Source organism: Coleofasciculus sp. E2-BRE-01, from assembly GCF_040221695.1.
Lineage (GTDB): Bacteria > Cyanobacteriota > Cyanobacteriia > Cyanobacteriales > Coleofasciculaceae > Coleofasciculus.
On record NZ_JAVKEA010000190.1, the window covers coordinates 138735 to 158182 of the forward strand.

The 19448-nt window shown below is 44.6% G+C and carries 21 protein-coding genes, 1 tRNA gene and 1 pseudogene; 16 read left to right on the forward strand and 7 right to left on the reverse strand.

All coding sequences use genetic code 11. From position 1 onward, the window contains the following. The first annotated feature begins 55 nt into the window (after positions 1–55). The 3 genes from RIG66_RS24015 to mtnC all read left to right on the forward strand — a co-directional run bounded on the left by RIG66_RS24015 (position 56) and on the right by mtnC (position 2484). Entirely contained in the window at positions 56–1012 is a 957-nt protein-coding gene (locus RIG66_RS24015) for an MDR/zinc-dependent alcohol dehydrogenase-like family protein (protein ID WP_446381219.1), read from the forward strand. 105 nt (positions 1013–1117) lie between these two features. Further along, positions 1118–1780, forward strand: coding sequence for a methylthioribulose 1-phosphate dehydratase (gene mtnB / locus RIG66_RS24020; RefSeq protein WP_446381220.1), 663 nt, complete (start codon positions 1118–1120; stop codon positions 1778–1780). Next, the gene (gene mtnC, locus RIG66_RS24025; protein ID WP_446381221.1) at positions 1750–2484 is read left to right on the forward strand and encodes an acireductone synthase; all 735 of its coding nucleotides are present in this window, start codon (positions 1750–1752) and stop codon (positions 2482–2484) included. The genes mtnB and mtnC overlap by 31 nt, the downstream gene beginning before the upstream one ends. Before the next feature lie 155 nt (positions 2485–2639). On the opposite strand, the gene RIG66_RS24030 is transcribed toward mtnC, so the two are convergent. After that, on the reverse strand, positions 2640–3224 hold the full coding sequence (locus RIG66_RS24030; protein ID WP_446381222.1) for a Uma2 family endonuclease: 585 nt from the start codon (positions 3222–3224) through the stop codon (positions 2640–2642). Between the two features lie 687 nt (positions 3225–3911). On the opposite strand from RIG66_RS24030, the gene RIG66_RS24035 reads away from it, so the two are divergent. Further along, on the forward strand, positions 3912–4037 hold the full coding sequence (locus RIG66_RS24035; RefSeq protein WP_446381223.1) for a hypothetical protein: 126 nt from the start codon (positions 3912–3914) through the stop codon (positions 4035–4037). A gap of 360 nt (positions 4038–4397) precedes the next feature. Here the strand turns inward: RIG66_RS24035 and RIG66_RS24040 are convergent, their stop codons facing one another. Next, a complete protein-coding gene (locus RIG66_RS24040) occupies positions 4398–6017 on the reverse strand; it encodes a DUF2079 domain-containing protein (protein ID WP_446381238.1) in 1620 nt (539 codons plus the stop codon). A 213-nt stretch (positions 6018–6230) separates the two neighbouring features. Here RIG66_RS24040 and RIG66_RS24045 point away from each other — a divergent pair, with 213 nt between their 5' ends. Beyond that, a complete protein-coding gene (locus tag RIG66_RS24045; RefSeq protein WP_446381224.1) occupies positions 6231–6956 on the forward strand; it encodes a hypothetical protein in 726 nt (241 codons plus the stop codon). A 153-nt stretch (positions 6957–7109) separates the two neighbouring features. Here the strand turns inward: RIG66_RS24045 and RIG66_RS24050 are convergent, their stop codons facing one another. The 3 genes from RIG66_RS24050 to mazG form a co-directional block, all read right to left on the reverse strand. Further along, positions 7110–7757, reverse strand: coding sequence for a Uma2 family endonuclease (locus tag RIG66_RS24050; protein WP_446381225.1), 648 nt, complete (start codon positions 7755–7757; stop codon positions 7110–7112). Positions 7758–8385: 628 nt separating this feature from the next. Continuing rightward, positions 8386–10035, reverse strand: a complete 1650-nt coding sequence (ribBA, locus tag RIG66_RS24055) for a bifunctional 3,4-dihydroxy-2-butanone-4-phosphate synthase/GTP cyclohydrolase II (RefSeq protein WP_446381226.1) — start codon at positions 10033–10035, stop codon at positions 8386–8388. Positions 10036–10173: 138 nt separating this feature from the next. Further along, positions 10174–11034, reverse strand: a complete 861-nt coding sequence (gene mazG, locus RIG66_RS24060; protein WP_446381227.1) for a nucleoside triphosphate pyrophosphohydrolase — start codon at positions 11032–11034, stop codon at positions 10174–10176. Between the two features lie 89 nt (positions 11035–11123). On the opposite strand from mazG, the gene RIG66_RS24065 reads away from it, so the two are divergent. Then, positions 11124–11483: a hypothetical protein gene (locus RIG66_RS24065; protein ID WP_446381228.1), complete on the forward strand. Its 360-nt coding sequence runs from the start codon at positions 11124–11126 to the stop codon at positions 11481–11483. Positions 11484–11532: 49 nt separating this feature from the next. On the opposite strand, the gene RIG66_RS24070 is transcribed toward RIG66_RS24065, so the two are convergent. Both RIG66_RS24070 and RIG66_RS24075 read right to left on the reverse strand, forming a co-directional pair. Then, positions 11533–12048, reverse strand: a complete 516-nt coding sequence (locus RIG66_RS24070; protein ID WP_446381229.1) for a DUF6653 family protein — start codon at positions 12046–12048, stop codon at positions 11533–11535. Positions 12049–12192: 144 nt separating this feature from the next. Then, the gene (locus tag RIG66_RS24075) at positions 12193–12756 is read right to left on the reverse strand and encodes a metal-binding protein (RefSeq protein WP_446381230.1); all 564 of its coding nucleotides are present in this window, start codon (positions 12754–12756) and stop codon (positions 12193–12195) included. 46 nt (positions 12757–12802) lie between these two features. On the opposite strand from RIG66_RS24075, the gene RIG66_RS24080 reads away from it, so the two are divergent. The 10 genes and pseudogenes from RIG66_RS24080 to RIG66_RS24125 form a co-directional block, all read left to right on the forward strand. Next, positions 12803–12874 (forward strand) — tRNA-Val (locus RIG66_RS24080). A gap of 353 nt (positions 12875–13227) precedes the next feature. After that, positions 13228–13962, forward strand: coding sequence for a nickel/cobalt transporter (locus RIG66_RS24085; protein ID WP_446381231.1), 735 nt, complete (start codon positions 13228–13230; stop codon positions 13960–13962). Between the two features lie 35 nt (positions 13963–13997). After that, positions 13998–14474 carry a hypothetical protein gene (locus RIG66_RS24090; RefSeq protein WP_446381232.1) on the forward strand — a complete coding sequence of 159 codons (477 nt, stop codon included), beginning with the start codon at positions 13998–14000 and terminating at the stop codon, positions 14472–14474. A gap of 319 nt (positions 14475–14793) precedes the next feature. Beyond that, positions 14794–15369: a Uma2 family endonuclease gene (locus RIG66_RS24095; RefSeq protein WP_446381233.1), complete on the forward strand. Its 576-nt coding sequence runs from the start codon at positions 14794–14796 to the stop codon at positions 15367–15369. 158 nt (positions 15370–15527) lie between these two features. Further along, positions 15528–16043 carry a ribbon-helix-helix domain-containing protein gene (locus tag RIG66_RS24100; protein ID WP_446381234.1) on the forward strand — a complete coding sequence of 172 codons (516 nt, stop codon included), beginning with the start codon at positions 15528–15530 and terminating at the stop codon, positions 16041–16043. Positions 16044–16252: 209 nt separating this feature from the next. Beyond that, a complete protein-coding gene (locus tag RIG66_RS24105; protein WP_446381235.1) occupies positions 16253–16501 on the forward strand; it encodes a hypothetical protein in 249 nt (82 codons plus the stop codon). Then, positions 16498–16923, forward strand: coding sequence for a type II toxin-antitoxin system VapC family toxin (locus tag RIG66_RS24110; protein WP_446381236.1), 426 nt, complete (start codon positions 16498–16500; stop codon positions 16921–16923). The genes RIG66_RS24105 and RIG66_RS24110 overlap by 4 nt, the downstream gene beginning before the upstream one ends. 127 nt (positions 16924–17050) lie before the next feature. Beyond that, the gene (locus RIG66_RS24115) at positions 17051–17944 is read left to right on the forward strand and encodes an AlbA family DNA-binding domain-containing protein (RefSeq protein WP_446341206.1); all 894 of its coding nucleotides are present in this window, start codon (positions 17051–17053) and stop codon (positions 17942–17944) included. A 232-nt stretch (positions 17945–18176) separates the two neighbouring features. Next, positions 18177–18491, forward strand: a pseudogene (locus tag RIG66_RS24120) (four helix bundle protein). Between the two features lie 20 nt (positions 18492–18511). After that, positions 18512–19448, forward strand: a 937-nt coding sequence (locus RIG66_RS24125; protein WP_446381237.1) for a tetratricopeptide repeat protein, incomplete at its 3' end; no start/stop codon positions are given.

Below are 19448 nucleotides of genomic sequence, written 5' to 3' on the forward strand. Positions count from 1 at the left end.
ATTCCATCTCGTAATAAAATGCTAGTCAAGTTATCTTGATCCAAAATTCATCCTAATGCAAGCACTTTGGCTGGAAAACAATCAACTGCAACTCCGCCACGATATCTCCATTCCGCAGCCACCACCGGGGGAAGCCTTGGTACGAGTTGTTCGGGCGGGTATCTGCAACACGGATTTGGAATTAATTCGAGGCTATTATCCTTATAAGGGTATTTTAGGTCATGAATTCGTCGGTGTTGTCGAACAAGGACCGATTGAGTTACAGGGACAACGAGTTGTTGGCGAGATTAACGCCGTCTGTGGGCAATGTCACTATTGTCAACGTGGACAATCAACCCACTGCGAAAACCGCACGGTATTGGGAATTGCCAACCGCCATGGGGCGTTTGCCGACTATCTTAGTTTACCGATCGCGAATTTGCATCGAGTCCCCGATACTTTACCCACAGATTTAGCTACCTTTACCGAACCCGTCGCCGCCGCCTTGGAAATTCAGCAGCAAGTCACGGTGAGTTCGACGGAACGAGTGGTGGTGGTGGGCGATGGGAAACTGGGACAATTAGTCGCCCAAACCCTTGCCCTAACCGGATGTGACTTGTTTGTGGTGGGGCGTCATCGGCATAAGTTGGCAAATTTATCGGCACGGGGGATTAATGTGGGATTCGCCGATGCGATCGCACACCGATCGTTTGATATTGCGGTTGAGTGTACCGGGAATCCGGCTGGATTTGAACTCGCCCGCCGCGCTTTACGTCCACGGGGTATTTTAGTCCTGAAAAGTACCTACGCGGGTCAATTAACCTTTGATGCATCATCTCTGGTTGTAGACGAAATTACCCTAATTGGGTCGCGTTGTGGTCCGTTTGCCCCCGCCCTTGAGTTACTGGCGTCAGGACGGGTGGATGTGAAACCACTGATTCAGGGTCATTATCCGTTACGAGAGGGACTTAAAGCTGTTGAACAGGCAAAAAGTAAGGGCGTGTTGAAGGTTTTGTTGGATATGAGTGATTAGTAGTTTGTCATTGGTCATTGGTCATTGGTCATTGGTTATACTCGCTTGCCGAAAAGAAGCCAACCAGATGAGTGTTCAGGATAAAAACAGGGAGGGTCAAGTCGGGTGCAAATCGGATGGTTAGAAGATAAACAGACAAAGGCAAAGGCGATCGAACTGACCAATGTTATTCGTTTTTTTGCCAATCGCGGTTGGACACCCGCCACCAGTTCAAATTTTTCCTTCGTTAAGGATCAGGAACAAAAAGCCTTTGTTATTTCTCGTTCTGGACAGGATAAAAGCCAGTTTAAACCCAATCATTTAATGCTAATCGACGAACAAGGTCAAGCGATTGAACCGAAAGAGGCAAAACCCTCAGCCGAAACCTTAATTCACCTAAGTCTTTATAACTGGCAACCCATTGAATGTGTGCTGCATACCCACTCCCCGGCGTCTACCGTGTTATCGATGAAATATGCTGGATTAGGAACGGATTTTGCCCATCCTGGTGAAATAACCTTTACTGGCTACGAAATTAAAAAAGCCTTTGATGGAATTGACACCCACGACGCAACCGTAACGCTGCCCATTTTTCCCAATTCCCAAAACATGGTAGAATTTACTGCGAATTTGGATCGATATTTAGCCGGGAGTGATGAGTTATTTGGCTTCGCGATCGCGGGTCATGGGTTATATACTTGGGGAAACACGATTCAGGCGGCGAAACGTCATGTTGAAGCCTGGGAATTTCTGTTCGAGTGTCGTTTATTGGAGTTAAGGATGGGATGAGTGTTACCCTAACCGATGTCAAGTATATTTTGTTGGATATTGAAGGCACAACCTCTGATATTCAATTTGTGCATAAGGTGATGTTTCCTTACTCTAGAGAACGGTTAGAACAGTTTGTTTTAAGCCATCAGAATTTAGATGAGGTGGTTGAGGCGATTAACCTGACGCAGCAGACGGTTAAAGCTGAACAAGGACAAGATATTGATTTAGAGGGCGCGATCGCCACTTTACTCGAATGGATTGATTGTGATCGCAAACATCCCGCCCTGAAATCGATTCAAGGACTGATTTGGAAAGAGGGATTCGAGATGGAGGCATTTAAATCACATCTTTACCCAGATGTCAAGCCAAAGTTAGAAGAATGGGCGCGATCGGGGTTAAAATTAGGGATTTATTCCTCTGGGTCAATTGACACTCAAAAAATGTTCTTCAGCCACACAGTAGAAGGAGATTTAACCCCACTCATTGCTAACCATTTCGATTTAACCACGGGGAGTAAAAAAGAAGCGATGAGTTACGAGAAGATTATCGATAGTTTAGGACTAGCCCCCAATAAAATCGTCTTCTTTTCCGACGTTCCCGCTGAATTAGTCGCGGCGCGAGAGAAAGGGTTACGAGTGGTTCATGTCAAGCGCGAGGGAACCGCATCTTGGTCTGACGTACCAGAAGTAGAATCGTTTCAAGACGTATCGTTGAACACATAAGCGAAGTTAGATGCCAGGAAATAAATTTCCGGCTGAAAGCTTAAGTAAGCTAAAGCTTACTCCATTAAACACTTTGAAGGCTTCTTTGGCTTTAGCAAGATTTGTGAATTGACTGTATGGCATTGTTGTTCGATCTGATCAAATCAATTCACACATTAGAAAACAGGTAAATCTAAAACAAATCCGGGTAAAACAGCTTCTCCTGATAAACTTGCAGGTAACTGCACAATTTCAACAGTCTGATTTGGACGATAAATTTCCACCTGTTGGGCTTGCGGATTAATCAACCACCCTAAACGCAAACCACTGTTCAGGTATTCCTGCATTTTGGTTTGTAAGTCTTCCAGGGAATCGGTGCGAAAACGCAATTCGATGACAAAATCAGGACAAATGGGCGGAAATTTTTCTTGGGCTTCTAGGCTTAACGATTCCCAGCGTTCATTGGTAACCCAAGCGACATCGGGAGAACGATCTCCGCCATTGGGTAAGCGAAATATGGTAGATGAACTAAAGACTCGTCCCCGTTGAGTTTGGCGATTCCAAAACCACACTTGACCGTTTAAATCAGCTTCTCGATTTCCACTCATGCCACCGACAGGAGGCATAATAATTAATTTTCCTTTAGCCGTTCGTTCGAGTTGCCAATTGTGATTGGCTTGGCAGAGTTGATAAAATTGTTCATCGCTTAAACCAACGTTGTCTAAGTTTAGAATTACTGGAGTTGAAGTAATCGTTGCCATGCCATAAACCCATAGAATACTGACCCGTTAAACCTTGCATATCCTCTCATATTAGCAAATAGGAGTTAGACTCGCGATCGCACGGACAACCCGAACTATTCTTTTAGGTTGAATCGGTTAATAATGAAGGTCTGCGATCGCCAAGACAGGGCGACCCGACCTAATTGAATGGAATGGTGTTGTTGATTAAACCAAGCGGGTCGCCCCTACAGGAAGATGATCGGGGTTTTGGTTCTAGTATCCGATCGCCCAATCGTATCTATCCTGATCCAAGCAACGCGATCGCACGTTTCCTCCTTATCCCCTAACTTCTTCCCACTCCTAGGAAGACGGGGAAGCATCACTCCCAAGTCAGCCCCTGTTTATTTCTACCACCTGATTGAGATAAGGAAAACTTTTAGACTTTACGCTTACGTTTTAATCATTTAAACTTCATCAAACTTAACAGGGCAGAAAACGTCACGGGTCAATCCTGATTTGATCAGGGTTTGAGGTTGTAGTACAATGTTAACTTAATCCTGTATTGTGCTAATTTTATAGCAATTTTTCAACTTTAAACGCTTCAAACCCTTATAAATACGTTATTTTATCCCGTAACGCTGCGGCAAACGTGAAACACGACAAGCATCTTACATTACCCAATTTCCTCAACTCAGATCTAGGTAAATTTGACAAAGGAACCTTTTTATGCATCTGAGGTTTAATCAAAAAGGAACAACTGGGGGGAATAGGAATGCAACTCAGCAGGAGTTAGAGGAAGTGCGATCGCATAAGACACAGATCACCGAATCTCTGCTTAAGCCAACAAATTGAGGAACCAGTGACTGGATGGGAGGGGAAGTAACTGTAACTAAAAAGCTGGACACTTTTGGACATTGTTGGATATTTTGTCCAGGTGTTGTAGAACAGAAGAAATAGGGCGCGATCGCACCGCGACTCAACCCAAATCATTCTCTTTATACAGTTGCGCGGTCTTCGCTTTAAATTGAGGACAGGGCGACCCGATCGCATTGAATAGAGTGGTGTTGTTAATTAAACCAAGCGGGTCGCCCCTACAAGAAAGAATTTGACAAAAGTACATTCAGTTATCCCTGTTTGACTGGTAGGGCATCACCGATCCTTTTCGGTCGGTGAGAATGTCAACGATGTCCTGCATCAGACGTTTTCTCTCGATCAACGGTTAACCAACTGTTTTTGAAATACCAACCATTTTTCCATAGCATCAGAATTAGAGTCTACCCCTTCCTGTAATAAAATTACCCCATCTTCAAACCCAATAATGCCATACTCCTGCTTTGCCGTTACCTGATCAATGAGCGATACTAGCGACTTCAAGAGTCCTCGTTCCTGATCAAAAGCCACCTGATATTGCTGCAATCGCCAAAGGTCAGCAATCATATAGTCTACATTAATAACCTCTTGCTGATCATTGCGTAACTTTAAATCCGGTAAGCGGATAATTTCACGGCGACTAGAGAGATGAGGAATAATATACGTTGTCGCCGAAACACTGGCATCCGGTGGAATTTGAGTCACTAAAGGACGCATTTGTTGCACATGTCGCCACTGTTGGGGTAATGAGATATGTACCCACGGATCAAAGGAATCCGGTAGCATAAAATAAAACGCCCGATTTAACGCTGAAGCACTGGAGGTATAGGAAAAAATAAGCGTTAAAGTAATACAAAAAATCCAAAAATATCGAAACAGCGATCGCTTATATAAATCTTGATGCTTTGACCACCAAAGAATCGCCCCATAAAACAACCCTGGCACCACCGTAAGCGCATAGCGAATATTAATCGCCAGTACCGATTCTCCCTGACCTAAAAATAACTTAAGTAAGGGAAATCCAGCTATCATCCAAGAGGCGGGTGAAATCGCTGGCACAAATGCCAACGGTAACCATTGGCCCAATAAATAATTCAACGTGCGACCAACAGGTGTCACCAATTCCACCAACACTCGCCCCGGATTACTCACCATTCCCCAGATAATCTCTAACGTAGACGCCTCATCCCCTGAAGCATATTGACCGAATCGTTCCATCATAAACCGCTGCGAAATATCCTCGGAAAATAACGGCATAACTAGATTTGTCAGCACAATCATATAGCCAAAACTTAGGCTACAAACCGCTAACCCAATCCGGGGATAGCGCCGACTCAGAATTAGGTACACTCCCACACCAAACAAGCCGATTCCTGCATCTTCGCGCACAGTTAAAAGTAACACAGCTAATATCCAAAACAGCCACCAGCAACGTTTTTCCATCGCTAGCAACAGTCCGAAAACAAATAGGGGAATCTGGGAAATATCGTGAAAGTTCGATAACGTTGGACCAATAACTGCATTCGCACAGTAAAAGCTAACTGTAATCATCCCAGCTAAGGTTGGTTCCAGATACTCTCGTGCGAGAAAATATAACACCAAACCCGCCGCCGTGACCAATGTTACCTGCAATACGGTTAACGTGGCGGGTGTAGGAAATAAAGCATACAGGGGTAACCAAAGTAACAACGCTGGCGTAAAATGTTGTCCCAAACGATGATAATCCACCCTGGGAACCTCCCCCTGATGAACGACATTCGTCGAAAGTTGGGAGGATAAGGAACTCTCAAAAAAACGTCCGTGCAGGTTATTCCAGAAGACTTGATTAAAAATACCTTGGTCGTAGGAGGAATAAAACGTATAGTGTCGATGTAAGCCTAAAGTTAAAGCAATACAAAAAAAAGCGAGTGCCGCCGTAATCGCTAACTTTGATAGAGATACCTGAGAGAATTTAAATCGCATCATAGTATGTCTGGCTGTATAATTCGTCTATCATACCCGTAGTTATTTTCCAGAGAACATTACCCTAACGAAGGACAAAGGACAAAGGACAAAGGACAAAGGACAAAGGACAAAGGACAAAGGACAAAGGACAAAGGACAAAGGACAAAGGACAAAGGACGAAGGACTACTTAATTTTGCTACCATAGCGGGAGTCCCCTTGCTGATTGTAAGATGATCAAGAGAATTTCCTTAAGCTTAGGCTTGTTGAGTGGCATCCTATTCACAGGCAATCCAGTTAATGCTGATATACCCCTAACTCCAGTCTCCCCTGCATCCTCAACAGTTCCCCAAACCATTTCCCAAGCCTCCACCTCTAGCAATATCAAGCTGTTACTCGAAGACTTACCTGAGGGGTTCCAGGAACTTCCCCCCGAATTAACCACCTCACTTGCCTCTCAATTTAGACTGTTAACCCAGCAATTCAAGGAAGCCAACCTGAACCCAGAAAATTTATTTGCCTTTGTCAATCCCGAAAGCTTTCAAATTGTGCTGGGATTTACCAGTCCCCTTAACGAACAAGATTGGGTAAACTTTGATACCAATGTACAGCAGTTACAACAACCCGAAATTCAACAGTTACTGGTTAGCCAACTGAAGCAACGATTGCAAGGGATGGGAGAAATTAACGTTTTGGAATACAAACCCCTCCCACAATTGAATAACTTTGCAGATACATCAACAGGCTTTACTTTAGGCATCGATATGGAAGGAACCCCCCTACAATTAGACATGGCAACCTTTCGCCGAGGTGGGATGATTGCGTTCACTGGGGTGATGTATGTAAATGGACAAATGCCATTAATTCAAGTTGGCGATGTTGCCCAAAAGCTTGATAGCCGTATTGTCCAACGTTCGGCGCAATCTTATCCTGCTGGTTTAGCCAACCATCAGTTTTAAATCCCCAACCGACAACGTAGATATATACCCACCTGGCGTATATGTAGGGGCGGGTTTAACGACTATCTTTCTGGTTGCACACAAGATGTGACTAAACCCGCCCGCATTAGGTATAGCACTACTATTGCCTATTGCCTATTCCCTAGCGCTATATCATCGTTCAATTCTCTCCCGAATCCACTTCCGAAAAGCCCTTAAAGCCACACTTGAACCTTGCATCAAACTCATTTGGACAAATTGTGAAACCCCCTCAATTATCGGGAAATTCGGAAAAGTAGGACTCAAAGAAGATTCAACATAATCACCCACTTGCAGTACATTAATTTTTAAAGTTCCCTGAGAAAACTGCCATAACTCCGGCACTCCCAAAGCGGCATAAGCACTCAGTTGCGTTTTGGAAGTAACATCAACCTCAATGGCTAAATCAGGGGGTGGATCTACGGTTAAATCTAATCGTCTTTTGCCAATCATTAAACGATGATTTTGAATATAAAAACAATTATCTGGCTCGATTCCTGCTGCCATATCCTGGCGCTTGAACGTCGTTGAACCGTAACATTCGCGGTCAACCTCCAATTCTTCTAGCAAAATTTTTACCATGTCACCAATAATTTCTTTATCAAACTCATGTTCTGGTAATGGCATCCTAATTTCTAATTGACTGTGATAGTAAGCTACTCTAGTCGCTCGTTTTTCACCGAGTTCTTGCAAAATATCCTCGAATTTTGACCAGTTTACATCAGTCAAAATAATTCGCTGTCCTAGAGGAACACTTAACTGTTTGAGTTGTAATGTTACCATTTATAGTTACCTTGGGGTTAACCTGCTTCTATGTTAGGGCAATCACTTCACCTGTACTAATACCAAGTTGTGTTCAAAGATAGCAGATAGAGTAGATGGGGTGAGGGGGTGATGGGAAGATGGGGGAAAAAAAAGTTCTACATTAGACGGCAACTTGGTATAAAACCCGCACAGTATTCAACCAAGTCGCAAACCGCTATATTGTTTTAGACAAAATCTCCCGGTAGCTACCAATAGCTTACCGGGAGAGACTCAGCATTTTCTGTTTGATTTCTATTTTAGGTTCAAGGACACCGATCAAAAATCCGTAAAATTCAGGAATTTCCGGTCTCTAGTTTCCATAAATCATCAAAAATACGGGTTGACAACGGGTTATAGCAATGCTAAATAGGGTCGGCTGAATAAGTCTTGTGGTGGAGTTAGAGAGCAGGGGAAGCAGGGGAAGCAGGGGAAGCAGGGGAAGCAGGGGGAGAAATAACAAATGACGAATGACGAATGACGAATGACGAATGACAAATGACGAATGACAAATGACAAATGACAAATGACATAAGACAAATGACAAATGACATAAGACAAATGACAAATGACATAAGACAAATGACATAAGACAAATGACAAATAACCCTTACCGCTCAAAACTGTAGATTTTTTGCGTGGTTAAATGCTCAAATACACGGGAGGGACACTGACTCAGTGAAAACATTTGCCGATCAAGCTGAACTTGTAAACTAAGCAGGGGATCGACACCAGTAGACACTAGAAACTCTAGGCGTCCCAGTTGCGACCAAGTGCTGAGTGTATCTAAGATTTTCGCGATCGCAACGCAGTAAGGATGATGGCTATCCTTGTACCAGTCGGGTTCTGCCAGATTAGCTTGATCAAAGCCCAAGTGAACGATTAAAGATGGTTTCCCAAATAGTGCGATCGCCACAGGACGCGCTTCTTCCTGTAACAATAGGTTATGGCTTGCTGTTAAATGTCGCAGCTTTTCCAGTCGTTCATACCGTTCTGTCACCGGTTGCGGCGCATCTAACCACTGAATTCCCACAGTGACTAAATAGGTTTGTAGCAACAGATGTCCCAATTTCTGTGCCTTGGTTGCTAAATAGATCGAATTATAGTCATTGGATTCAATCAACAGGGGGACGCGATCGACCACCTCAATCCCATATCCCCTTAATCCAGCAATCTTACGCGGATTATTGGTAATCAGGCGAATTTTTTTGACGCCAATATCATTAAGCATCTGCGCCCCCATCCCATAGTTACGCAGATCCGCCGGAAATCCCAAGCGTTCATTCGCTTCCACCGTATCCAATCCCATATCCTGGAGGGAATAGGCTTTCAGCTTATTCACCAAACCAATCCCGCGTCCCTCTTGGCGCAAATACACCAGTACCCCTTGACCCGCCGCCTCAATCATTTTTAATGCGGCTTCCAGTTGCTGACGACAATCACAGCGCAGGGAACCCAAAGCATCTCCCGTGAGACATTCTGAGTGCATCCGTACCATCACGGGTTGGTCTTGGAACGTGTCCGGATCTCCCTTGACAATTGCCACATGTTCTGTTTTGTCTAAGGTATTGCGATAGCCATAAATTTTAAACGTGCCGAACTCTGTCGGCAATTTAGCCACCGTTTCCCGGTAGACAAAGCGATCGTGTTCTAGGCGGTAACTAATTAAGTCAGCAATGCTAATCAGTTTAAGATTATGCTGTTTGGCATACTGAATCAACTGCGGCAAACGCGCCATAGACCCATCGGGATTTTGGATTTCACAGATCACCCCGGCTGGGTATAAACCTGCCAATCGCGGTAAATCCACCGCCGCTTCCGTATGACCTGCCCGTTTGAGGACACCTCCTTCTCTAGCGCGGATCGGGAAAATATGACCTGGACGTCGTAAATCACAGGGTTTAGTGTGGGGATTAATCGCAATTTGGATCGTTCGCGCCCGGTCTTCTGCCGAGATACCCGTTGTCACCCCCAAATGGGATGCTGCATCAATGCTAATCGTGAACGCCGTTTGATTGCTATCGGTATTTTTAGTTACCATTAACGGCAAATCCAGGGCATCGAGGCGTTCTCCCATCAGCGCCAGACAAATCAAGCCCCTGGCTTCCACCGCCATGAAATTAATCATATCCGGTGTGGCAAATTGGGCAGCGCAAATTACGTCCCCTTCGTTCTCCCGGTTTTCATCGTCAACCACAACCAAAGCGCGACCGGCTTTGAGGTCGGCTAGGGCTTCATCTATCGAGTTGAATTCAAACAAAACAGTTTCAGGCGATTCCACGTCAAAAGCGCGAGTGCTAGATCCTTAAGATTTATAGCGTGAGTTACTTTTTGATTGTATCCCGTTTATCTGGGCAAAGCTTCCCCAGCTTCCAGACGTTCCACCGGAACGTCTCTACTACCCCCTCTCCCTCATCTGTGACTGTTTCAATGCGGCTTTCGCTTGTTGCCAAAGCTGCTCTAATTCATCCAGGGTATACTCAGACAAGGAACGAGTTGCGATCGCTTCCATCCCCGACAGGCGCTGGATAAACCGTTGATTGGTGTCTTGCAGCGCTGTGGCTGGGTCAAGATCATACCAACGGGCGACATTAATTAGTGTAAACAATAAGTCCCCTAGTTCTGCCTGCTGATCCTCTTTCCCTTCCTGATCAATTGCCTGATGGAACTCCGCTAATTCTTCATCAAATTTTGCCCAAACCCCATCCACATCATTCCATTCAAACCCGGCGGCGGCGGCTTTTTGAGACATTTTCATCCCTGCCATTAAGGGAGGGAGTTTCCGGGCGTATCCCTGGAGTTTACGACTCAACCGTTGTGCCTCGGCTGGGGTTTCTCCTTTTTCGGCAGCTTTGATTTGCTCCCAATTGTAATGGACTTCTTCGGCGTCTTGCACATTGACATCACCGAAGACGTGGGGATGACGACGGATGAGTTTTTCGGTAATGCCATCTGCCACCTCTTTTAGGGTAAAGTCACCGACTTCGGCGGCTATTTGGGCTTGTAAGACGACCTGAAGCAGTAAATCGCCCAATTCTTCGGCAATGGCTTGGGGATTGCCGCTGCGAATGGCATCTACAACTTCATAGGCTTCTTCGATCACATAAGGGGTCAACGTCTCCGGAGTTTGGGCAAGATCCCAAGGACAGCCTCCATCAGGCGATCGCAACTGGGCAACCACATCGATAAGCTGTTGTAGGGCATTGGTCATTTGTCCTTTGCTCACGTCGTGAGCGTCAGTCGAACGGTCATTCGTCATTTGTCTTATGCCTTATGTAAGAGGTCGAGGATGCAGGCATTTTGGTTAAGCTATAGGGACAATCCCTCAAGCAGTTCTATCGGGTAACTATGAATCTAACTATTTTTGATCAGAAACTCCGCATTGAACTGGAATGGTACGAGCAACTGTGGGCGTTCACCTTAGATAAAGTGTGGGAAATCCCTCTCAACCATATTATCAGTGTCTCTACTGATGAACCTCCAAGCAGTTGGACAGAAATTCGCGCCCCCGGTACAGCGTTACCGGGAGTGATTAAGGCGGGAACCTACTACAGTTCTAGGGGAAAAGAATTTTGGTATGTGACTAGCGATCGCAATTATCTCGTACTAGCACTACAAGCTGAACCCTACCAGAAAATTGTCCTAACGTTAGACCAAAATGACTTTTGGGCAGAACGTATTCAGCAAGCCCAAGCCTCATCGATTTGAGGATAACTTCTGTTCCCTGTTCTCTTTTCCCTGTTCCCCAAACTTAAATTTATTTTGGCGAATAAAGCCAGCTTTGATATTCAGGATTAGTGTCTTTCATATCTTCATAAAGCCAGACCATGCGATCCAGAAACCACAGCTTTCCGGCATAGATTAGCGCGACACCAAACAGCGTGATCCAAATGTCAAGTTCAATGACGCCCCAAGCCACAAAACCTGTACCAATTGCTGCTACTGTCGTGAGGATATTGGGCATAGTTTGATGTCGGGCGGGGACGGGGATTGTATCTCGATTCATCCAAACCCGTTCGCCAAACACGGCTTTAGATGCCCAATTATCAGTTGTTTCCGGTTCAGCAAAGAGGCGTGGATTTACCCAATTCCAAAGTAACGCCACTGCAACCAAAAGCAAAGACCACCAACCTAGCCAAATTCGACTCCAAATGCCTAGAATGAGCAAAGGTAAAACTGTGTTGCGTGTCCAGACACTCCAAGGATTAGCATGACGTGTCCATGTAGCTTCATCCATCTGAAACAGTTGAGAAATTTTGTTTTCTAGAGTCATGATTGTTATAAGTAGGTGGACACAATTAAAGTTAACGGTCGAGATTAGGGAACAGGGAACAGGGAACAGTAAGGGTTTGAGGGCGATTTACTTGCACTTAGTACAGTACCGTTTTCTGTTGTCCGACTACTTATCTCAGAAGCGTCAAGTTCGTCGATTTGAGGTTCGTTTGCGTTTAGTTGATTTACGGCGCGGCTTTTGCTTTTGACGCTGGTAGCGCTTGTAGGTGGAACTCGTCCAATCACTGATGGAGTGGATGATAGCGCCGAGTTCTAAGCCGATAAATAAGGCAATCCAGTGGGCTTGATAATCGAGGAGCGATCGCGTGATTTGTTGTTTCAACTCTTCCCCAGTCCAGGGTACAGCTTGGAATAGGTACATAATCACTAATCCTAATCCCGCCAAGGCGATGATCCAACTCCCCAGATAAAGGATACGAATCGTAGTCCCGAGGATAAAGCCGTGGGAAAAAATAGAGCGGTGGCGCATCACCTTTTGGTAGGGTAGCCAAATCCAGCGCAGCCACCCCCAGCGTTTAAAGGGGCGTGAGTAGAGATCTAAGTCGGGACTGAACATGAGTCCACTAAAAAAAAAGCCTCCAGATACGATCAGGGTTAAGTCCCCATTCCTAGTCATGATGCGGGTTACAGCGGTTATAAGAGGGAGGCTCCATAAGGTAATGCGATCGTGTATTTGACCAGAGGGCATTTTTTGGGTAATTTCGTGTTAACCTAAGTAAGTATGTTACATACACGGGCGGTTAGCTCAGCGGTAGAGCGCCTGCCTTACAAGCAGGATGTCACTGGTTCGAATCCAGTACTGCCCATTTTTTTGTACAGCACTTGTAGGGGCTTGGTTACCAAGAATCCGTGTCAACTTAAGCCAAAACCCTTACCAATTCTGATTTACAGCTATTCAAGGCAAGCATAACCTCAACCGAGACATTTCCTTATCGAACTGGGTAACGAAAGGGCGGGTTTATTTAAGTTATCGGTTGGGCGCCATAAGTTATCCGTCAAACCCGCCCCTACACCCCCTGCTTCCCCTGCTTCCCCTGCTCCCCCTGCTCCTCCTACTTTTCATCTTAAGTTGACACCAATGGGTTACCAAGCCCCTACTTGATGGGAACCCGGTGTACTGTTTTGATATAATCGCCTAACTTACCCACCCAGTTTTCCCATGTCACAAGCGTGTATTTTAGCTCACTTGAGTCACACATCCTCTGTGCCGAACCTGATCACCTCTGAACCCACGTTAAGCACGGTTTTAATCGGGATTGCGATCGCGTTTGGATTCGGTGCGGTTCATGCACTGTCCCCTGGACATGGTAAAACCCTCGTCAGTGCCTATTTTATTGGCTCTCAAGGAACCGCGCAGCAGGCGGTTTTACTCGGATTAACGATAACCTTTACCCATACGCTGAGTATTTTTCTCTTGGGTGCGATCGCGCTGTTTGCATCTCAATACTTCTTACCTGAACAATCCTATCCGGTGCTGAGTTTCGTGAGCGGGTTAACCATTGGTATCGTCGGATTGAGCCTGCTGAGGAAGCGGTTGCATTCCGATTCCCATTGCCATTCACACGCTCATGCACACTCACCCACTAGCCTTTCATCCCTGGTTAAATTAGGGATTGCGGGGGGATTAATGCCTTGTCCTTCTGCATTGGTGATGTTATTGAGTGCTGTGGCTCTGCACCAGATCAGCTATGGGCTGTTTCTGGTGAGCGGGTTTAGTCTGGGGTTAGCATCAGTGTTAGTTATTTTGGGTGTCGTCGCCATTTATGCTCGCCAGTGGCTGGAGCGATTGCCACAAACGGATCAAGTGTTGCAGAAGTTATCCATTTTGAGTGCGATCGTGATCATGGTCATTGGTTTTGGTATTACCGTTGTTTCAGTCACTACCTCGTTATGAGGCAAAATCAATCACAACCTTTTCAGAGATATCAAATGAAAGTAAAACAGTTCTTTGTTGTCCTACTGGTACTTGTCAGTCTTTTGGGCTTTCCCAGCCAAGCCTTCGCCCATGGTGTAGAAACAAACTATAACTTAAACATTAAGTCCCTGGAACTTCAATCGCTGTTCAGCACAGGGGAAGCGTTTAAAGATGCGCCTGTGATTGTCCATCCTCCTGCGGGTTCAGACTATGCACCGATTGAAGGAAGAACAAACGAACAAGGGATGTTTGTCTTTGAACCCGACTACTCCGTCAGTGGAGAGTGGGAAGTGGAGATTGGTGAAGATAGTCATTGGGATATGCTAACGATTCCGGTGAGCGATCGCGGAATTGATGTCGAGGCGATCAGCCAGATTCAGGAGGATCATCCTCACCATCATCACTATCTTGCCAGTCAAATTATTGTCGTGGTGCTTGCCATTGGTTGTGGCATTGGTAGTCAATTTATCAGCTATAAATTCAAGAATTAGCCTCGTAGGGGCGCACTGACGTCATTAGTATCAACTTAATGCTGAAACCCTTACTTAATCAGAGATCCCCCCTACCCCCCTTAAAAAGGGGGAGACCAGATGTTGCTTCGCTTTTTGTTCCAGGGGGAAGCCAGCGGATGCTTCGCTTTTTGTTGCACGGGGGGAACCAGAAATTAATCAAAGTCCCCCTTTTTAAGGGGGATTTAGGGGGATCTAAACTTTGAGCGCTAGTCATACAAACTCTTAAGTTGACACGGATGACTGACGTGCGCCCACAGGCAGAAAAACAGGCGATCGCATTTTTGACTTGTAACGAACAATGATTCCAATTATTATCCCACAAACCCTAAAAGTTACTCAGGAACAGTTTGAGGAACTCGCTGCGGCTAATCGCGACGTGCGACTCGAACGAACAGCTATAGGAGAATTAATTATTATGCCACCCACTGGGGGAATTACCGGAAAACGGAATATTGATATAGAAGGACAACTGTGGTTTTGGAATCGCCAGACAAAACTAGGGGTTGCTTTCAACTCTTCTACTGCATTTCGGCTTCCTAATGGAGCAGATCGTTCTCCTGATGCATCGTGGGTGAGTCAAGAACGATGGGATGCTTTGACACCCAAACAACAGGAAGCATTTCCGCCACTGTGTCCGGATTTTGCGATTGAATTGCGTTCTAAGAGTGACAATATGGAACCTTTACGCAAAAAGATGCAGGAATATTTAGACAATGGGTTGCGTTTGGGGTGGTTGATTGATGCGAAGAATAAACGGGTTGAGATTTATAGACCGAATCGGGAGGTTGAGGTTTTAGAGTCACCGAATAGCTTATCAGGGGAAGATGTTTTACCTGGATTTGTACTGGATTTACAGGTGGTTTTGGATGGTTAACAGTTATTTTTATATACCAGCCAAATTCTTCTAGCATGAGACTGTTAAAAAAATCATCATTAAAGAGCAGGGTTGTTAGTAAAATAAATCAAATAAAGGCAGTAGTAACCGATAAAGGTTTTAAGTTTTTATGGAATCAACGTGGAGATATTGAGGCGATGAATATAACCCTAACACCAGAAGCGGAACGATTAATTAAAGAAAAGCTTAAAAGCGGTCAATATCAAACGGCTGATGAAGTAATTCTTGAAGGGTTACAATTATTAGAGCAGCGAGATCAACACTATAAAGTGTGGTTAGAAGAAATTACTCGCCAAGTAGAAGTTAGTCTTAAACACCTTGCCCTTGACCAAGAGAGGGATAGGGACGTTGTGATTGCTAGACTGCGGGAGCAAGTTATGAGTGAAGCTTTAGATCCCCTAGTCATTAAGAAACTGAAGGGGCTAGCTCAGAAACACCAGCGCTCACTGCAAGCCGAGTTAACGCACATTATAGAAGCAGCTATTCAATCCCAAAGACTTAACCAAACTGACACAAAATCAATTCCTAAAACACCCGAAGAGTTGGGCTGGTCTCCGGGTTTTTTTGAGAAGACAGCAGGCAAGTGGCAAGGAGAACCATTGACACGAGGGGAACAAGGAGAATATGAGCAGCGGCTTTGGGAACTTTTGTGATTTATCTGTTAGATACGAAATTGAATTGCGTCTGGGAGTGACAACATGGAACCTTTACAATAGAATGACAGGGCGACTGGATATGAGGAGCGATCGCGATACCGTAGCCAGAGAAGTCTAACCCTACCTAATGATATGTGCGAATGAGCCTGAGAAACCCTCATTGAACGCCGCCTGATTGTTGGATTAATTATAAAGAGGAGAGAACAATGACTCAAGCTATTGATAAGAAACAAGTTATATTAGACAGACTCAAACGTTTAACTCCCCAACAACAGCAGGACGTATTAGATTTTATTGAATTCTTGCAGTTTAAGGCGCGAATGCGGGAGAGAGAGGTGGAACAAGAACCTATTTCCGCTTATGAAGCAGCCAAAGAGTTTGCAGGTTGTGTCGATGGAGGTCCCGGTGATCTGGCAACGAATAAAAAGTATTTGGAAGGAATGGGTGGCAAATGAAACAAAACGTACTACTAGATACGGGAGTTCTAGTAGCATTTGTTAACCAGCGGGAAAATTTTCACCCGTGGGCTTTAAATCAATGGAGAATGATTAATCCTCCGTTGCTAACTTGTGAGGCTGTGATAACAGAGGCGTGTTTTTTGCTGCACCATGTCTATGGGGGTGAGGAGGCGGTAATGGGGTTAGTCAGTGGGGGGACGATTCAGATTCCTTTTCGCCTCAGTGATGAAATAGGAAGAGTTAAAGAGTTGATGAATCAGTATCAGAATGTTCCAATGTCATTAGCTGATGGGTGTTTAGTGAGGATGAGTGAGTTGATCAAGGGGAGTTGTGTGTTAACCCTGGATAGCGATTTCCGGGTTTATCGGAAGAATCGGAATCAGATGATTGATTTGATTATTGCTGATGATCTAAAGTAAGATAGATAAAGAGGTGGGATTTTGTGTAGCTTAAGTTTTATTTTATACACCTATAAACATTGAGAATATTCGGCAGAGAGTATTTTTGTTTTGCCACTTTAAAATTATCAATGTAGCTTTCAGAATTATGTCCAAAATCAATCTCGATACCTTTGAATTAACACAACTTATAACTAAAGAAGACGATCATTTTGAATTTAAATCGAGTGGCACTAAACTCCCAGATCTAAAGAAGAAATTAAGCTGTGCTGTATCAGGCTTTGCCAATTCTGGTGGGGGATGCTTTGTTGCTGGTGTTAACAATGAAGGAAAGGCAGATGGTGGTTTTCCCTTGAAAATTGGAAAACAAGATTTACGAGACTGGATCGATCAAGTTATTCATCAAGTAGAACCATCTCCCCAATACGAAATTAAACTAATACAAGACCCAATGGGGCGCGGTAGTATTGAGCCAGATAAAGCAGTTTTCTTAGTCGCTATTCATGAAAGTTACATGGCTCCCCACATGGCTCCGGATAATTGCTACTACATCCGAGCAGGTGCACATACAGTTAAAGCTAAACATTTTATTGTTGATGCTATTTGGGCTAAACGACACTTTTCAAAACCACGCCTCACACATTTACTTCGTTTAAAACCGGATAAAGGAAAAGCTATACAGCTTGGAATTTTGGCGCTGACGGACGCACCAGCACTTGATGTGGCAATTAACATTGAACCCTTGCCTCAATTGCTCAGACAGCAATCCGGGCTTTTTCCCCTTAATTTGTCTTTAATTGATCGCAGTAATCCATTTTTTCTTGATATTGAAGGTTTGTCTCAGGATCAACCTCGTTTGAAAGAAGACATAATTATTGAGGTGCAATATCATGATCTGGCTGGCAAGCCTTATGTATATGAGCAAACAATTCAAAGTTCTAATTCTGCTCTTCCAATTTCTCTGAAAAATAATGATTATTCCAATATTGAGAATATACTCAAATTAATCAACAAGCAACTTGAAAAGTTGTCCAAAAAATAGAGAGGATAATAAATTTCAGTAACTTACGCGGTATAACAACCTTGCGACATCGGAGCCAAGTTAGTCTGTCGCTGAGTTGCAGATTCTGCTTACACTCTTAGTTAAGTTAAACCTTCACTGCCATCTCAATAATAGAGGAACTCGGTATGTATGAGAAGCGATCGCACTCCATACACACCCATTGATTAACTGGCAATTTCTTCAAGTGTTTGCTCACTCGTAAACATTTGCTATTCGGGTTGTTAAAGCTTACCAATATCTCACTGAAAATAAGAAATAGTTTATTTTATCAAAACAGTTAATTAGAAGTGGAACTCCGATTGGTGCGAACCTCGCTGAAGCAAACGGTGCTATATCTACAGCAGATTTTTCTGCTAAAGTATCAATAGCCTATAAAGAGTGCCTAGAAACCAAATATTGGCTATCTCTGTTGAAAGATACAGGATACATTGCGGAAAAAACCTTCAATAGCATACACGCCGACGCTGACGAGATAGGCAAAATCCTCTTCTCAATCCTCAAAATAACCCGACTCTCTGACAACTGATAACTGATAACTGATGACTGATGACTGATAAAGGATTTAGTAAATCATCGACTGTGCCAACGCGGGATGCCAAGACGTTTATGCTGGCATTCAGGAAGCGTGTGACGGAAACCCAGGGCGATAAAGCCCAGGTTGACGATTTTTTAAAGTCTAAACTAGCCAAGCTGGATGAATCACTATTGGCAGCATTACCGCTAGTGTTTGCAAGGTTGACGGCAGATCAGTTGCCGGACGAGCGGAAAAACATTGCACGATTGTTTGGATATTTTGGTAATTCGATTCAGCAGTTTCCTTTGGGTGATAAGAAGCTGAACCTGGAGTTGAGCATCTCGGCTTATCAACTTGCCCTGAAAGTTTTTACCCGTGAGGCATTCCCCCAAGATTGGGCGATGACGCAAAACAACTTGGGCAATGCTTACAGCAATCGCATCCGGGGAGAGCGTGCGGAGAATCTGGAACAGGCGATCACCGCCTACGAGTTAGCTTTGCAGGTTTATACCCGCAAGGCATTCCCTCAAGATTGGGCGATGACGCAAAACAATTTAGCAAGTGCCTATCTTTACCGCATTCGGGGAGAACGTGCCGAGAATTTAGAGCAGGCGATCACTGCCTATGAATTAGCTTTACAAGTAAGAACCCGCGAGGCATTACCTCAAGATTGGGCAGGGACACAAAACAATTTGGCAAGTGCCTATCTTTACCGCATTCGGGGAGAACGTGCCGAGAATTTAGAGCAGGCGATCACTGCCGATGAATTAGCTTTACAAGTAAGAACCCGCAAGGCATTCCCTCAAGATTGGGCGATGACGCAAAACAATTTGGCAAGTGCCTATCTTTACCGCATTCGGGGAGAACGTGCCGAGAATTTAGAGCAGGCGATCACTGCCTATGAATTAGCTTTACAAGTAAGAACCCGCGAGGCATTACCTCAAGATTGGGCAGGGACACAAAACAATT

Coding starts and splice junctions, on each gene's coding strand:
- RIG66_RS24015 (WP_446381219.1), top strand. CDS start 56: ATGCAAGCACTTTGGCTGGAAAACAATCAACTGCAACTCCGCCACGAT.
- RIG66_RS24030 (WP_446381222.1), bottom strand. CDS start 3,224: ATGGCAACGATTACTTCAACTCCAGTAATTCTAAACTTAGACAACGTT.
- RIG66_RS24035 (WP_446381223.1), top strand. CDS start 3,912: ATGCATCTGAGGTTTAATCAAAAAGGAACAACTGGGGGGAATAGGAAT.
- RIG66_RS24040 (WP_446381238.1), bottom strand. CDS start 6,017: ATGCGATTTAAATTCTCTCAGGTATCTCTATCAAAGTTAGCGATTACG.
- RIG66_RS24045 (WP_446381224.1), top strand. CDS start 6,231: ATGATCAAGAGAATTTCCTTAAGCTTAGGCTTGTTGAGTGGCATCCTA.
- RIG66_RS24050 (WP_446381225.1), bottom strand. CDS start 7,757: ATGGTAACATTACAACTCAAACAGTTAAGTGTTCCTCTAGGACAGCGA.
- mazG (WP_446381227.1), bottom strand. CDS start 11,034: ATGACGAATGACCGTTCGACTGACGCTCACGACGTGAGCAAAGGACAA.
- RIG66_RS24065 (WP_446381228.1), top strand. CDS start 11,124: ATGAATCTAACTATTTTTGATCAGAAACTCCGCATTGAACTGGAATGG.
- RIG66_RS24070 (WP_446381229.1), bottom strand. CDS start 12,048: ATGACTCTAGAAAACAAAATTTCTCAACTGTTTCAGATGGATGAAGCT.
- RIG66_RS24075 (WP_446381230.1), bottom strand. CDS start 12,756: ATGCCCTCTGGTCAAATACACGATCGCATTACCTTATGGAGCCTCCCT.
- RIG66_RS24085 (WP_446381231.1), top strand. CDS start 13,228: ATGTCACAAGCGTGTATTTTAGCTCACTTGAGTCACACATCCTCTGTG.
- RIG66_RS24090 (WP_446381232.1), top strand. CDS start 13,998: ATGAAAGTAAAACAGTTCTTTGTTGTCCTACTGGTACTTGTCAGTCTT.
- RIG66_RS24095 (WP_446381233.1), top strand. CDS start 14,794: ATGATTCCAATTATTATCCCACAAACCCTAAAAGTTACTCAGGAACAG.
- RIG66_RS24100 (WP_446381234.1), top strand. CDS start 15,528: ATGAATATAACCCTAACACCAGAAGCGGAACGATTAATTAAAGAAAAG.
- RIG66_RS24105 (WP_446381235.1), top strand. CDS start 16,253: ATGACTCAAGCTATTGATAAGAAACAAGTTATATTAGACAGACTCAAA.
- RIG66_RS24110 (WP_446381236.1), top strand. CDS start 16,498: ATGAAACAAAACGTACTACTAGATACGGGAGTTCTAGTAGCATTTGTT.
- RIG66_RS24115 (WP_446341206.1), top strand. CDS start 17,051: ATGTCCAAAATCAATCTCGATACCTTTGAATTAACACAACTTATAACT.